Origin of the sequence: Fibrobacter sp. HC4, from assembly GCF_023373925.1 — a bacterium.
Classification (GTDB): Bacteria; Fibrobacterota; Fibrobacteria; order Fibrobacterales; family Fibrobacteraceae; genus Fibrobacter.
The window spans coordinates 61,368-75,155 of sequence record NZ_JALCZV010000002.1 but is presented as its reverse complement, the minus strand read 5'-3'; the positions used below and the strand labels follow the sequence as shown (position 1 = coordinate 75,155).

The following is a 13,788-nucleotide window of genomic DNA, read 5'->3' as shown; positions in this document are numbered from 1 at the left end:
AACGGAACGAATGATGATTTTAAACAAATTTTTAAGTCGAGTTGACTACAATTCCTATGAAGATCTCCACGAGAACTTCAAGATTTCTATCCCCGACAATTTCAACTTCGCTTACGACGTCGTAGACGAGTACGCAAAGAACGAACCTAAACGCGAAGCCCTGGTATGGTGCGACGATAACGACGAAAGTCATATTTTCACCTTCAAGGACCTTTCCCGTGCCTCCCAGCGTACAGCAAACTTCCTGAAGGAACAGGGAATCAAGAAGGGCGACCGCGTGATGCTTATCCTCCGCCGTCGCTATGAATTCTGGTTCTTCATCATAGCCCTTCACCGCATTGGCGCCATCGTCATCCCCGCCACCAACATGCTTTCCGCCCACGATCTGGAATACCGTTTCGATGCTGCAGAAATCAAGATGGTGGTATCCTACGACGAGCCCTCCCTCCAGAAGGAAGTGGAGACCGCCAAGTCCAAGTGCTCCTCCGTAGAAAAGCTTGTGACTATCGGCCAGGCCCGTCAAGGCTGGATCAGCTTCTACGACGACTACGAAATCATGTCTCCGGAATTTCCCCGTCCGGTCGGCGAAGAAGCTACCAAGAATGACGACATCATGCTGGTCTATTTTACCAGCGGAACTTCCAGCAACCCCAAGATGGTGGCCCACACCTTTACCTACCCGTTGGGACACATCAATACCGCACGTTTCTGGCAGCACGTCGTAGATGGCGGACGTCACCTGAGTATTGCAGAAACCGGCTGGGCAAAGGCCATGTGGGGCAAGATCTACGGTCAGTGGATTGCAGGTTCCGCAGTCTTTGTATACGACATGAAGGTGTTCATCCCCGGCAAGATGCTGGAAAAGATGGCAGAATACAAGATTACCACATTCTGCGCACCTCCTACCGCCTACCGCTACTTGCTGCAGCAGGATTTGAGCAAGTACGACCTGTCTAGCCTCACCTACTGCGTTACCGCAGGCGAAGCTCTCAGTTCCGACATTTTCAATAGGTGGCTCGAAAAGACCGGCCATAAACTTCGCGAAGGCTACGGTCAGACCGAATCCACCCTCATTACCGGCAACTACGAATGGATGGAAGCCAAGCCCGGTTCCATGGGCCGCCCCTCCCCCGGTTACAACCTGGACATCATCAACCCCGACGGAACTTCCTGCGGCGTTGAAGAAGTGGGCGAAATCATCATCCGCATCGATGGAGGCAAGCCCTTCGGCCTGTTCGGCGGTTACTACCGCGATCCGGAACGTACCGAGAAGGTTTTCGAAGGTGGTGTTTACCACACCGGCGATACCGCCTGGAAGGACAAGGATGGTTACTTCTGGTTCGTGGGACGTACCGACGACCTGATCAAGACCTCTGGCTACCGCGTGAGCCCCTTTGAAGTGGAAGAAGTTCTCCATCAGCATCCCGCCGTTATGGAAGTGGCTGTGACTGGCGTAGAAGACGCAGCCCGCGGCCAGGCCGTTAAGGCAACCATCGTGCTCCACAAGGGTTACGAGGCTTCCAAGGAACTGGCCAAGGAAATCCAGCTGTTCACAAAGAAGGTGGCTGCCGCTTACAAGAGCCCCCGCTACATCGACTTCGTTTCTGAACTGCCCAAGACCATCAGTGGCAAGATCCGTCGCGCCACCATCCGCGACAACGACAAGGAAAAGGCAACGACAGAAGCAAAGTCCGAAGCTAACGGAGCCGAAAAGTAAACAGGACAAAGTCTAAGGAATCCCGGCGTAAAATGCGCTGGGATTTCTATATTTGACCAAAACTTTTAACGAGAATTCTATGAACAGAAGAAGAGTTGTGATTACCGGTATGGGTGCTGTTACACCCGTTGGCAAGAACGTTAATGACCTGTGGAAGGCCATCGAAGAAGGCAAGTGCGGCGTAGGCCCCATCACCTTGTTCGACGCCACCAACTGCCCCGTCAAGATTGCCGCAGAAGTCAAGGAATTCAAGCCCGAAGAACACGGGATCGACCCTAAGGAAGCCCGCCGCATGGCACGCTTCACTCAGTTCCTGCTGGCTGCCGCCAACGAAGCCGTCGCCGACTCCAAGCTCACCGAAGAAATCCTCCACGCAGATACCACCGGCGTCATCGCAGGTAGTGGTCTCGGCGGCATGGACATTCTCGACAGCACCTTCAACCAGTATGTAGATGGCAATAAGCGCCGCGTTTCTCCGCTGGCTATGGCCGAACTGATTCCCAACGAAGCCGCTGCCAACGTGACCATCGCCCTGGGCATTAACGGTTGCGCCTGGACTATTGCAACTGCTTGCGCTTCCGGTACCGACGCTATCGGCGTTGCCCTGGATGCAGTCCGCTCCGGTCGTCTGGACGTCTGCCTTGCCGGTGGTTCCGAAAGCGGTATTACCGACTACTCCATCAAGGCCTTCGCCGGCATGCACGCCCTCACCGACAAGTTCAACGACTGCCCCGAAAAGGCTAGCCGCCCCTTCGACAAGGACCGTTCCGGCTTTATCATGGGTGAAGGCGGCGCCGTTCTCGTTCTCGAAGAACTGGAACACGCAAAGGCCCGCGGCGCCAAGATCTACGCCGAACTGGCTGGCTACGGCGCTTCTGCCGACAACTACCACATTACCAGCCCCCGCCCCGATGGTTCCATCTGCGCCAAGGCTTTCGAACGCGCCATGAAGGACGCTGGCGTTACTCCCGAAGATATCGACTACTACAACGCCCACGGTACTTCTACCCACCTGAACGACCTGACTGAAACCGCCATGCTGAAGATTGCCCTGGGCGAAAAGCGCGCCCGCGAAATCAAGGTGTCCAGCACCAAGAGCATGACCGGTCACTGCGTAGGTGCCGCCGGTGTCTGCGAAGCCATCATTACCACCCTGGCTGTTTGCAACTCCTTCTACCCCGCCACCATCAACTACGAAACTCCGGATCCGGAATGCGACCTGGACTACGTTCCCAATGTTGGCGTCAAGGGCAACATCGACTGTGCAGCCTCTGCCTCCCTGGGCTTCGGCGGTCACAACGGTATCGTGATTATTAAGAAGTTCGAAGAATAAACTTCAAACCTTATGAACACAAAAAAATCCGCGAGTCAAACTCGCGGATTTTTTTTCGTAGTTCTTTCAGGTGTTTTCGCCTGGGACTTAGCGAAGCACAGATTCCAGAGTTTTCAACAGCTTTGGAATCTCGATAGGCTTGCCTACATGACCATCCATACCCGCCTGCAAAGCCTGCAAGCGGTCTTCTTCAAAGGCATTTGCAGTTACGGCAATAATAGGCAGGCTAGAAATTCCGGAACGGTGCATGGCACGAATCTGGCGGGTCGCCTCGTAGCCATCCATAACAGGCATCTGCACATCCATAAGGATTACGTCATACTGCCCCAATTCCGCGGTACGGATTCGTTCAACGGCAACAGAACCGTCTCCCACGGTATCCACCACAAAGCCAGCTTCCTGCAAAATACTCTGGGCGATTTCCGCGTTCAGTTCATTGTCTTCTACAAGCAAGACCTTCAGACCCTTGAAACTCTTGGGCGCAATATTCTCGATCTTGACATCAGGCTCTTCGACAACAACCGTTTCCTCGATCTTGAAGCTGAGTGAAACCGTAAACTTGGTCCCCTTCCCAGATTCACTCTGCACAGAAATGGTTCCGCCCATCATATTCACGATGTTCTTGCAAATGGCAAGGCCCAGGCCCGTTCCCTGAATGCCGCTGACCGTCGAAGTCTTCTCACGTTCAAAAGGTTCGAATACGTGCTTCAGGAATTCCTCACTCATTCCGATGCCATCATCTTCTACGACCAACTCGTAGGCGGCAGACTGGTCAACAGCGGCCCCCTTCTGCTTAACTCGCAAGGAAACATGACCGCCATCATGAGAAAACTTGATTGCATTTCCCATCAAGTTCAAAAGAACCTGGTTCAGTCGCAACTTGTCGCAAGAGACAGAATCGTTAATAACTTCACTGGTATCAAAAATCAAGGTTAGAGACTTTTCCTTGGAGCTTTCATTGACGATGGTCTCGATTTCACGGATCATCGCAGAAATGCTGGCAGGAGCTTCATCGATCTTGACCTTACCGCTTTCGATGCGGCTCATATCCAGGACATCGTTCACCAGTTCCAGCAAGTGGCGACCGGCTGTAGAAATCTTTGAGATGTAGCCCTTTAACTGCTCACGTTCATCTAGGTGAGTACTGGCTAGGCTAGAGAAACCAAGGATTGCGTTCAGCGGAGTTCGAATATCATGGCTCATGTTATTCAGGAAAGCAGACTTGGCGGCGCTGGCCTGCTGTGCAGTCACAAAGGCGTCCCGCAAGGTAGCCTGCTGCTGTTCCAGCTGAAGTTCCATTTCTTTCTGGTTATTGATATCGATAAACACACCGATCATCGAAATGGGCGATCCATTTTTACGTCTAGTCACACGCCCAGCCGCATGGAACCAATGGTAGACCCCATTCTTCATCTTGGCTCGATATTCTACATCGTATACAATTCGATCAGACCTGTCGTATACCGCAGTCCAGAAAGAATTAAGGATAATATCGCGGTCTTCGGGGTGAAGCCGCTCCGACCAGGCGTCCAACGTATTCGGGAACTCATCAATAGAAGAGTACCCCATCATCTTGCGGTAGGCTTCACTACGGTAGCACGAGACAACCTCGCCAGCCTCATCAAAATCAACATTCCACATGCCCGACTTGATGGACTCATTCAACTTCTGCAAATGTTCCTGACGAAGCAAAGCCTGCTTTTCGTCGTTAATGGAACGTGCGCAAAATAAAGCCTCAACCGTATCACCAAATTCGTTCAAGGTCAGAGGAATAATCAGGGCACGACTCCAGCCCGAGAAAACCCCAAGGAATTCCTCTGTAATGGTGTTCTTGCCCCTCAATCGTTCTTGCATGGTATCAATATCTGTAAAACGACTGATGGCAGCCTTATCCTCGGCCGACACCGTCTTTTCTGTCAACAGGTAGAATCCCTGTCTTGCATCCCCTTCTACACCAACCAGGTTACGAATTGCCTCTGTAGACTTGATTTCCTTGAAGTTCTTTTTTTCTAGATCAAAAAGGTAGAGGGCATAAAAAGGGTTACCCAGACAACGAATCACCGAGGAGTTCAGACGTTCATGTTCAAGGCTCGTTTCCAGTTCGCTGTTTCGGGCAATGAGACTGAAGTTCAACTCGTCAATCTTTGCAGATTGCTTCGCCAGTTCCTTACGTTGATGTAAGTCATTCACCTTGGTTCGATTTATCACGTAGCAAAGCATGCAACCGGCCACAGCAAAAGGAACAACGTCAACAACATCCGCCAAAAAGATTTCGTAATCCTTTACGTGGTGACTGCAAACCAGGAAAGCCCCGGTACCTACAATATTCAACCCGATCATTCGAAGGGGCAAATCGTAAAAGAAAATCGGAAGGACAACCACCATAGCCGCCATGGCCACAGCCAATCCCCTAGGCCCAAGGGCACATCCGGCATAAATCGCAAGAATGTAGCACGAAATCAAGACCACATAGCAAAAAGGGAGAATGACCTTCGGGAACGAGACGCCAAACTTATAGGAAATAAAGAACATGCCGTAATTCAGCACAGAAAAGGCGATGTAGGCAAGAGAGCTCACCATGACACCGCGGCTTTCCCAGAATATGGCTGCCAGAGCCAGGGCAAGCACGACCGTACCCAGCAAAAAAGACAAAGCCATCAAAAGTTTTCGGTTGGATTCCGGAAAAAGTTCGCTAGCCTGAGAATACTGCTCACGAGTAAAGCCGGCAAAAAGAGCAAAATCCTTTATTTTATTCAATAAAACCATATACTCTAATCTTATAAAAAAAATAGGCCGTATGCAAACGTCCTATTACTACAACTCGTAATTATGCCGATAGTTTTATCACTTTTTCTTTACGGCCAACACGACAACCGAGGCAAGAACCAGCAAAATACCCAACGCAAGTCTTATAGTCAGCGTTTCTCCAAAGACGCAAACCCCAATAACTACAGCCGTAAGAGGTTCAAGGCCACCCATAATCGCCGTGGAAGTGGAACCCACAATCTTAACCGCCTTGGTCATCAGTACCAGAGACAACACGGTAGGTACAAAACCAAGCATCAGGGCCCACCCATACGAAGACGGGGACTGCAGCAAGGGAGGAAGCCCCGACCCAAGGCACACGGAATACAGCGTAAGGAACAACAGGCAGAAAATCATCACGTAGAAGGTAAGCTTCAGGGGTCCCATCTGCAAATTGGCCTTGTTCACGAACACGATATAAATGGCGTAAGTGAAAGAAGAAAGGAATACCAGCAGAAGCCCGATGGAACTCAGGGGCATACCCCCTTCCCCACCTCGATACAGGAGACCGATCCCCAAAAGAGACAAAGCGATGGCGGCACCGGTTTTGGCGGTTAGGCGTTCCTTATAGATGAGGGCCATCATAAGGGCTACTTCTAACGGATAAAGAAAAAGTAGCGTGGAGGCAAGTCCTGCATCCATGTAATTGAAAGCCGCAAAAAGAGTCAGGGCACAAAAGGCAAACAGGAATCCAAGAACCGCAAGAGGAAGAATCTCAGCCTTCTTGATGGCGAACCGATTGCGGTTGAACAACATCAGCAGAGCCAGCAGCACAATGGCCGTAGCAAAGCGATAGCACAGCACCGATTCAGGGGACAACCCTTCGCAATACAGGAACAAGGCTCCCAACGGATTAGTGCCGTAACAGATGGCGGCACCACACCCGTAAAAAATGCCCTTCACCGAATTACTAAGCAAAGGCGCACCCCCGAACCTTAGTACTACGTGAGCATAAGGCTGCTCGTATTAACGAGCTGCCGTTGCGAGAGCGAGCGCCTACAGGACGTTCTTCTCCAGCCTTAGCGCGAGCGGTCTTAAATCGCGAACTTAGTTGCATCGGCAAGCTGAACGCTAGCAATACGGGAAATACCCTTGATTTCCTGGGTCACGCCGTACAGCATATCGGCTTCAGCCATGGTACGCTTGTTATGGGTCACCACGATGAACAAGGTCTGCTTGCTGAATTCACGGAGGAGGGCCATGAAACGACCCACGTTAGCGTCGTCCAGAGGACCATCCACTTCGTCCAGCACGCAGTACGGAGACGGCTTTTCCATGTAGATGGCGAAGAGCAGTGCCGTTGCGGTCAAAGCATGTTCACCACCAGACAGGGCCTTGATGCCACGCATCTTCTTACCGGTAGGACGGACGTTAATTTCGATATCGGCGTCCAGGATATCCATGGGCTTGCCCATTTCGTCTACCTTTTCGATAAGACTCATCTTGGTTTCGCCATTCAGGAACAGCTTACTGAACACGAACTGGAAGTTCTTCTGAATGCGTGCGAAAGTATCCAGATAGCGCTTGCGGGCGATGTCGTCCAGCTTGGTGATAGTACGATCCAGAGAGGCACGGGCGCGGTCCAAATCGTCGAACTGCTTTTCCACTTCTTCAAGACGTTTCTTTTCGTCTTCGTAGTCTTCCATCACGTTCACGTTGATGGGGCCCAGTTCCTTGATCTTGCCACGGAGTTCGCGAATTTCGCGGTCAGCTTCGGGCTGGCTGTATTCCACACGTTCAAAGTCTTCAGGATTAGAAAGGTCGAAATTGTATTCGTTGGTCACGCGTTCCACGAGGCGGTCCAGGTTGGCCTGCAAGGCTTCCTGACGGCGGCCCACGTCGTTCAATTCCTTCATCTTCTCGATCATGTCGTCACGGAGGCGGTTTACCTCGGAGCGCCATTCTTCAAGGTCGCCAGAAACCAGGTCGAACTTTTCCTTGGCCAAGTCGCGCTGACCTTCGAGATCGCGGAGGGCAGAATCCTTGGACTGGATCTGGATTTCAAGTTCGCGGCCATCTTCGTTATTCTTTTCGATGGCGATGATATTCTTTTCCATTTCTTCGGAACGGTTTCTGATGGAATTTTCCAGGTAACCGATCTGATCGGCAATACTCTTCAGGCGGTTTTCGTTCTGAGCCAGGCGGGCGTTCTTGTCGTTGGCGGAACGTTCCAGTTCGCGGACATCTTCTTCCTTCTCGCGATACATGGTATCCTGTTCCGTCAGTTCGTCGTTGACTCTGGAGTATTCGGCTTCCACACGTTCCATCGTAGCGGAAGCTTCCTGAAGTTCGGCATCGCTGTTCTTGGATTCTTCGGCAGCCTGAATCTTGCTTTCCGCATTGCGGATGTCATTTTCAAGCTGGGCAATGCGACGGTCGCAGTTCTGAACCGTATTGTTCTGGATAGAAAGGCCTGCGGTACCGCCACGCTTCATATCCTGCTTTTCGCGAATTTCATCGGCCAGGGAAGCAAGCATCTGGCTATCTTCATCCACAAGTTCCTGGATGCGGGCCACTTCATCTTCCATCTGGGAAGCTTCGGACTGGGCATTTTCCAGCAGTTCCAGAGCTTCGGCAATTTCATTCTTGCGAGACAAGGCTCCAGAAGTCGCCGCACCGCTGGAAACCAGGCCGCTAGTACGGACAATGGCATCGGGTGCCACAAAGCAAAGATCCTCGTCACGCATGGAACGGGCGAAGTTCAAGGCCGTCTGCAGTGAATCCACCACAAAGTAGCGGGAAAGGATTCCAGAAAGCCAGGGACCGATTTCGGGATCAGCCTTTACAAAGTCATTCAGGCAGCCCACAACTCCTTCACCGGAAATGGTTCCCGTGTATGCAGGAGCGCTATCGCTTGCCAGGGCCAGCAGGGCCTTGCCCACATTGTAGCCCTTCATGGAATTGACCACGTCCACCACGGCGGAATCGTTGGCCACCACCACGGCATCCATCAAGTCGCCCAGGGCGGCTTCCACCTGGGAAGCATATTCGGGAGCGGCCTCGATACGTTCGCTCAAAAGGCCACCAACCACGTCGGCCTTGTTCTCCATGAGCCAACGGCTGGCATCAGTTCCTTCGTTGGCTACGCTCTGAAGTACGTCAATTCTAGACTGGAGGCGAGCCTCTTCGTTGCGCAGATTCTGTAACTTCTTCTGGGCTTCCTGAAGGTCAGCCTTGCCGGCTTCCAGACGTTCTTCACGGGTAGATTTCTGTTCGGTCAGACGTTCAATATCTTCATCTGCCCTATCCATATTTTCCTGGATATCGCGGATAATGTCCTGGGCAGAATTCTTCTGGTTATTCAGGTTTTCCAGTTCCCCCTGCCAGCGGGTCAAGTTTCCCTGGAGCAGGGCGGCTTCGGCATCCATACGTTCAAAGCGGCTCTTGAGAGAGTTGGCCTTGTTGGTTGCCTGCAGACGCTGGTTAGAAAGTTCCCTAGACTGCTGGCGCAAGTCATCCAGCTTATCACGCATGACCTGCAAGGTTTCCCGTTCACGTTCCAGCAGGGCATTCAGTTCGTCCATTTCGTTGTCGGAACCCAGAGCCGCATTTTCTTCTTCAAGGCGACCACGTTCCACGGTCAATTCCTCGACCTTGGACTGGTTGCGGCTAATTTCTTCCTGGGCGCGATCGTTGGCGGATTCCAGGCTAGACACCACATCACGGATACGACCGATGTTGTTATTCAAGTCGTTCAGTTCGATGGTGGCCTTCTGAACATCGCGTTCCAAATCACGGTATGCGGTTTCATCTTCGGCGATCAACAATTTCTTTTCGTCAATCTTGGCCTGGAGCACCGTTGCGTTGGTCTTGGCGCTTTCCACCTCGTGGTTCATTCGCTTGGTGGTGGTATCCAGAGTAGAAAGACCTTCCTTCATATCTTCGTACTTGTCGACGCTGACAGAAAGATCCAATTCGCGGAGGCGCTTGCTCAAACGCTTAAATTCGTTAACCTTTTCAGCCTGGGTTTCGTACTGACGGACAGAACGGCGGACACTGCGCAGATTGTCTTCCACACGATCCATATCCATCTGCACACGTTCCAGCTGGCGGCGGGTTTCCTTACGCTGCTGCTTATACTTGCTAACGCCGGCTGCTTCTTCGAAAAGCACGCGGCGGTCGTCGGCCTTGTCAGACAGCACAGCCTTGATCATGTCGGCGTTCATCTGGGAATACGTACTGGAACCCAGACCCGAGTCAAAAAGCAAGGCATGCACATCGCGAAGACGACATTCCTGGTTGTTAATCAGGTATTCACCGGAACCATCACGATGGACGCGACGGGTCACGATCACTTCGGAATATTCAGAATTCAAAGTTCCGTCGCTGTTATCAATCACGATGGATACTTCGGCAAGGCTCATGGCGGCACGTTCTTCGGTACCGCTGAAAATCACGTCCTGCATCTTGCCCATACGAAGTGCGGCGGCCTTCTGTTCGCCAAGCACCCAGCGGATAGCGTCGGTAATATTGGATTTACCGCAACCGTTAGGGCCCACCACGGCGGTAAGACCCTTCGTGGGGAAGTTCACTTCGGTCCTTTGGGCAAAGGACTTAAAACCAAAAATCTTTAGCTTTGTAATCTGCACGGCAGCAAATTTAGAAAATAAGCAGAAAACGTTTCGCACCAACAGGTTACGAAACGTTCATAAGTCAAGCTTTACGGGAATTTCTAACGGAATCGATAGGTTAGCGAGTCTCCATCCGCTTCAACAACCATATAGAGGCTCCCCCCATCCAAGTCAAAGGAGCGATCATCGGCATAAACCTTGCCCGAACCGTCCTTGGATTTGGTGTACTTGAAACGGAGGGTAAATTCCCCCACCAGATCCTCTTCGACCACCCGGCTCCTTTCGCCAGGAAGGATAACTTCGTCGATCCACTTCTTGGACGATCCATCATTGGCCAGGATATCAACTCGCACAATGGAATAATCCTCGGTACCATTTTCAATCTGGAGTCGGCTAGAAGATTCTAGGAACCAATGGGAAATGCACCCGGTCAAGACCAATGGGAGAATGAGAATCGCAATAAGTACAGCAAACCTTGAAACAAGGAAAGACTTTATCTGCAATCGCATTATTTACCTCCCTTTTCGTAGCGGATACCCTTAGCCTCGATAGTCTTGGATGATCCAGGATTCAACGAGAAACCGCTTTCTTCAGAAGACTTGGACTTATTCTTCTCCTTCAGGATTTCCGTTTCCAGGGGAGCCGTTCTTGCGGCACCGCGACCAAACAGGAAACCATCAAGAGCGGCCAAGCCAAACTTGACTTCGGCAATGAAGGTTCCCTTGGCACCAAAGAAATTGTCATAGTCATAAGAAGAATTGTAAGCCAGACGTACAAATAATAAGTCTACGGCACCACCCCACAGCAGGTCCTTAAATCCGCTGCGCACACCGCGACGCACGCAAGTGGCTTCAAAGCCGATCATGCGAGAAGGATCCGGATAATAGGCCAACGAAGCGGAATGGAATTCGCCATCAGGGAAATCAAAGGAGACCTTTCCATACAGACGTTGGGCAAAAAGGTTCTGCTCCCATGTGACGCGGATGGAATCTTCCCCATGACCATTATAAAATCCGATGTCAAAATTGGGCAAGTAAGTCAAAGGTCCAGAAAGGCGGCCCCCATAAACGGAACGGCTTTCCAGGTCGAGATTCACATGGGCGTTCCGCCAGGAAGTACGGTAGAAACTTCCACTTGCGCTAAAATTGCCCCAGCGGAAATAACCCCAGCTGTATGCCAAAGAATCGCTTTCGTCGGCATAAATATTTCCTACATGTTCAACATTGGAATGCTGCATACCGGCAGCAATTGTTGCGTTAGACTTTACATCGGTATAAACCATACCCCAAGTCGTTGTAGAACGGACCAGGGAATAATCGGTATAATGGGGGAAGAGAACGAAATCTTCGCCATCCCAACCGGAACGGTCGAACCAAAGGACTAAACCGAAATACCTTTCGGGGCTCACATCGCCCGAGAAGAAACCAGCCATATGTTGCCTGAAAGCAAATCCATCATGTTCGCCATATTTGCTTTCTAGAGGCATCTGCTCGGCAGAAGGCAAATAGTAAAAACCGGCATCGATATAACCACCACGCCCCCCACGCAAAATCTGGGAGATTTCGGTCAACTGACGGTCACGAGTTACGGCACCACCGGCAGAAAGTGCTTCTGGAGTCACGCTATCTGCAAAGGAAAAAGTGGTTGCAGCAAGCAACACGGCCAGACCTTTAAAAAGATTTCCGATTCGCATAACCCAAATCTAGAAAATGCCGGGGAAAAATTTATATTTGCGCCCATGAACGAGCAAGAAAAAACACAGGAACAGAACAAGGCCCTGATCGCCGCATGGAGCGATCATTCCCGCATGTGGAAAGACAACACCTGGGTCTACCCCGTCATTAGCCGTCGCGCAGGCGGTTTATCGGTAGGTATAAACCTAAATCCCGACCACAAATGTTCCTTCGCCTGTGCCTACTGCCAGAGCGGCCCGCAAGAAGGTCACGAAAGTGTCGCCATCGATATCGACGGCGTGGAGCGGGAGCTTCGTCAATTCCTGGAATTCTACAAGTCCGGCGAATTCAGCAAGTGCGATTTCTTTGGACACGTTCCCGAAGACAAAAAGATTCTAAAGGACATCTGCCTTTCTGGCGATGGAGAATCCACCATCGTCAAGGAATTCCCCGAAGTGTGCAAGCGCATGCGCAAACTCCAGAAGGAAAACGAAGGGCAGTTCAAGCTCCGCCTGATTACAAACGCCAGCCGCCTCGGGAACGAGAAAGTCGAAGATGCCCTGGCCTACCTGCTGGAAAGTGACGGTGAAATCTGGGCCAAGCTGGACGCCGGTACCGAAGAATGGTACAAGCGCATGAACCGCTCCGCAGTCAAGTTCGAAACTATCCTGAACAACCTGGAAAAGGTCATCAAGCTGTACCCCATCTGCATCCAGACCATGTTATGCAGCCTTCAGGGAGACGTTCCCACCGACGCAGAAATCGAACAGTACATCGGACACCTCCAGCGAATTTACGCAGCGGCACCCAAGAACTTCGTAGAAGTTCAGCTGTACACCGTTATCCGTCAGACGGCCACTCCCGACGTCCTCCCTCTCCCCAAGGAATTCCTGGAAGCGGTCGCCAAAAAGATTAACGAAAAATTGCCGGTACAGGTTCGAATTTTCTAAAGTAAAATTAAACCATATAACGAAAGAAGCCCGCGTCGAAGCGGGCTTTACTTAATTTCGCCAAATTTCAAAATCGGCAAAATTGCCGTCGCGGCACTCGCCCTAGATCAACTCTTCAGGCGGGAGGTTTGTGTCGGCTTCCGGTTCCTGGTAGCAGGTTTCGGGAATCTGAACCTGGTTCTGGAAATAGGCACGATGGGCGGCGATTACCTTTTCGCGGGCAAAGGCGGCATCCTTCCATTCACCAATCTGAACATCCTTGCCTTCCAGTTCCTTGTAGTTCTGGAAGAAGTTCTTGGTAATGCGGAGGAACATCTGGTCCACATCCTTGATGTCGTGAATGGGGCGCGGGTTAAATACGGGAACGCCAAGAACCTTGTAGTCCTTCTTGCCGCCGTCGGTCATGTCCAGAGCGCCAACCACGCGGCAACTGCAGACGGTACCGGTCATCATGGAGGCGGGGCTGTAAATCAGCATATCCAGAGCATCGCCATCATCGGCCTTGGTGCTGGGGATAAAGCCATAAGTACAGGGGTAGCTCATGGAGCTCAGAAGGCAACGATCCAAGCGGAAAACATGAAGACGTTCATCATATTCGTACTTCAAATTGGTGTCCTTACCAATTTCCACAACACAATCCACTTCGTACGGATATTTCTTGCCGATGGGCAAATCCAAATAGTTAATAGCCATTTTTCTCCTACGAGAACTCACCTTGAGTTCTTCATCTTTTGACAAT

Annotated in this window: 9 protein-coding genes; 3 read left to right on the top strand and 6 right to left on the bottom strand. The window is 51.3% G+C overall.

Annotated features, from left to right (window positions below):
• Window positions 1-13 precede the first annotated feature (13 nt).
• Window positions 14-1,717, top strand: a complete 1,704-nt coding sequence (locus MMG03_RS01530; RefSeq protein WP_073235426.1) for an AMP-binding protein — start codon at window positions 14-16, stop codon at window positions 1,715-1,717.
• A gap of 79 nt (window positions 1,718-1,796) precedes the next feature.
• Window positions 1,797-3,050 (top strand): beta-ketoacyl-ACP synthase II, encoded by a 1,254-nt coding sequence (gene fabF, locus MMG03_RS01525; RefSeq protein WP_073161390.1) that lies wholly within the window; start codon window positions 1,797-1,799, stop codon window positions 3,048-3,050.
• Between the two features lie 87 nt (window positions 3,051-3,137).
• Here fabF and MMG03_RS01520 read toward each other — a convergent pair whose 3' ends face one another.
• The 5 genes from MMG03_RS01520 to MMG03_RS01500 form a co-directional block, all read right to left on the bottom strand.
• Window positions 3,138-5,816 carry a hybrid sensor histidine kinase/response regulator gene (locus tag MMG03_RS01520; RefSeq protein ID WP_249505466.1) on the bottom strand — a complete coding sequence of 893 codons (2,679 nt, stop codon included), beginning with the start codon at window positions 5,814-5,816 and terminating at the stop codon, window positions 3,138-3,140.
• 78 nt (window positions 5,817-5,894) lie between these two features.
• Window positions 5,895-6,773, bottom strand: coding sequence for a DMT family transporter (locus tag MMG03_RS01515; protein ID WP_249505465.1), 879 nt, complete (start codon window positions 6,771-6,773; stop codon window positions 5,895-5,897).
• Between the two features lie 116 nt (window positions 6,774-6,889).
• Window positions 6,890-10,444 (bottom strand): chromosome segregation protein SMC, encoded by a 3,555-nt coding sequence (gene smc, locus MMG03_RS01510; protein ID WP_088666732.1) that lies wholly within the window; start codon window positions 10,442-10,444, stop codon window positions 6,890-6,892.
• Between the two features lie 83 nt (window positions 10,445-10,527).
• A complete protein-coding gene (locus MMG03_RS01505; RefSeq protein WP_249505464.1) occupies window positions 10,528-10,935 on the bottom strand; it encodes a hypothetical protein in 408 nt (135 codons plus the stop codon).
• A complete protein-coding gene (locus MMG03_RS01500) occupies window positions 10,935-12,119 on the bottom strand; it encodes a hypothetical protein (protein WP_073235104.1) in 1,185 nt (394 codons plus the stop codon). Before MMG03_RS01500 ends, MMG03_RS01505 begins: the two co-directional genes overlap by 1 nt.
• A 45-nt stretch (window positions 12,120-12,164) precedes the next feature.
• Here MMG03_RS01500 and MMG03_RS01495 point away from each other — a divergent pair, with 45 nt between their 5' ends.
• The gene (locus MMG03_RS01495; RefSeq protein WP_101479354.1) at window positions 12,165-13,049 is read left to right on the top strand and encodes a radical SAM protein; all 885 of its coding nucleotides are present in this window, start codon (window positions 12,165-12,167) and stop codon (window positions 13,047-13,049) included.
• A 102-nt stretch (window positions 13,050-13,151) separates the two neighbouring features.
• Here the strand turns inward: MMG03_RS01495 and MMG03_RS01490 are convergent, their stop codons facing one another.
• On the bottom strand, window positions 13,152-13,742 hold the full coding sequence (locus tag MMG03_RS01490) for an inorganic diphosphatase (protein ID WP_073161344.1): 591 nt from the start codon (window positions 13,740-13,742) through the stop codon (window positions 13,152-13,154).
• Between the last annotated feature and the right edge of the window lie 46 nt (window positions 13,743-13,788).